Below are 2,028 nucleotides of genomic sequence, written 5' to 3'. Positions count from 1 at the left end.
CCGCGCTATTACAGTGCGGGCTTTTTGCTTTCTACATTCTTATCATCTAAATCAGCTACCTAAATCCAATCTGTATCGTTATCTTGCTTGATTAATAAATAGCTAATTTATATCTAGTACGATAAAGACCTAACCTGCTATTCCAACAATTTCGTGTTTTAGGTGTTTTTTATACGCTTCAACATCTTGCTCAATTTGCGGTTGTTTCACCACATCAAACATTCCGAAGGTTTTTAATCCTTCCATACCTAAAAATTGGTTCGCTTTATGGAATGGAAAATAGACAGCATCAATTCCTTTTCCTTCAAAGAACTGTTCTTGTTCTTCAAAAGATTCAAAAGGCGCATTCCAAGTTACAGAAAGAAGATACTTTTTGCCTTGTAATAATCCACCTGAACCATATTTTTTCGAAGGATCTTTTCGTGTACGACCATCATCAATATACATTTTGCCGTACCCAGCACTAAATACATCATCAATGTATTTTTTTAAGATCCAAGGGCCTTCCATCCACCATGCTGGCATTTGATAAATAATGACATCAGCCCATAAGTATTTATCAACTTCTTCGTTAGTATCATAACCATCATCAATGCGTGTTGATTGCACATTTATCTGATGTGAAGACAACAAATCTGTGGCGACTTGCGTTAAATGATCGTTGAGTTTCCCTTCAGAACCATCAAACTCTTTTGCAGCATTAATAATAAAAACGTTAGTCACTTCTAAACTCCTTGTATACACATATTTAATAAGCAAACTGTAACGCAATTACTCATCACTGCTTTAACTCATTCCTCCATTATTCTTGCCTAATAATCCAAAGATACCGTTTCAGTTTCTGATTCTTTTAATCGTTGAATATCTTTTAAGGGCGATAAACCAAATAATCGATGATATTCACGGCTAAATTGTGAGGGGCTTTCATAACCGACGATAAATGCTGCTTTAGAAACATCACTCATTTCAATCAGCATGATCCTTCTTGCTTCATTCAGCCGCAACCACTTTTGATACTGCAACGGCGTCATGCCAGTTCGTTTTTTAAAGTGAAAATGAAATGATGAGGTGCTCATACCCACTAACGTTGTAAGATCTTCAATCCGAATTGTTTCGTGATAATGTTGTTTAATCCAATCAAGCGCATGACTAATTTGCCGACACTGAGGATGTTGTGATGCTAATAGTTGCTGACGCGCACCATCATTCGATCTTAATAAGTAATAAAGGATCTCTTTTTGGATCAAAGGAGCAATAAAAGGTGCATCTTCTGGTGTATCTATTAGTTTTATAAGCCTTGTTACTGCTTGTAAGATTGGCGCGGTTGCTTGAACAATTTGTTGAGCGCTGATTTCGTTATTTTCTTGTAGTAATTCAAACTTATTTTCAGCAAGTAGTTCAGGTAATAGGGTGAGGTCTAATTTTAGCAACATTGCTAAAAAAGGTGTTTCTTTTGACGCTTCACAGACTTTAGCAAAAGTAGGTATATCTGATGATGTTAAAAGCATATTCATAGGACGATAACAGTTTGTCTCTAGCCCTATCGTTATTTGCTTTGCACCTTGTGCAGCAATAGCCAAACTGGGTTCATACATCCAGCCTTCAGACTCTGTAATAGAAGTATACCGACATAACGCTAAACCAGAAACAGAGGTATCCCATCCCCCTTCTTTATCTTTTGTATATAGAAGAAGTGTTTTTTTAAATTGCTCAAACTCTAATACCATCGGTACTGATAAATTCGTAGTATCCATCGTCTCGGGATCTTCAATTAGTCTTTGAATTCGTCAGATTGTATAACTAAACAGTATGAAAAACTTTCTTTTAAAAAAACGCTTTATCTTTTCTTTCCAATGTAAGACACATTTCAGCGAGTAGAAATGTAATTTCGAATATTATTTCTATTGATAACCATTTATTTTTTATACATTTTTGTCAAAAAAGAAACAATCTGATGCACTCTTGAGCAAACGGTTATTTTTTTCATTTTTTTACTTTACAAGGTGAGCGAGGATAGCTATTATTCGC

2 protein-coding genes are annotated in these 2,028 nt (G+C 35.4%); both read right to left on the bottom strand.

Translation table 11 applies throughout. The annotated features are described in order from the left end of the window. Positions 1–129: 129 nt before the first annotated feature. Positions 130–723: an NAD(P)H-dependent oxidoreductase gene (locus tag JEP71_RS17410; RefSeq protein WP_198619820.1), complete on the bottom strand. Its 594-nt coding sequence runs from the start codon at positions 721–723 to the stop codon at positions 130–132. Positions 724–812: 89 nt separating this feature from the next. Then, the gene (locus tag JEP71_RS17405) at positions 813–1,754 is read right to left on the bottom strand and encodes an AraC family transcriptional regulator (RefSeq protein WP_232797671.1); all 942 of its coding nucleotides are present in this window, start codon (positions 1,752–1,754) and stop codon (positions 813–815) included. Positions 1,755–2,028: the final 274 nt, after the last annotated feature.

The organism is Proteus sp. PR00224 (genome assembly GCF_016238105.1).
In the GTDB taxonomy this organism is placed as follows: Bacteria; Pseudomonadota; Gammaproteobacteria; order Enterobacterales; family Enterobacteriaceae; genus Proteus.
This window is presented reverse-complemented; position numbering and strand designations above follow the sequence as displayed.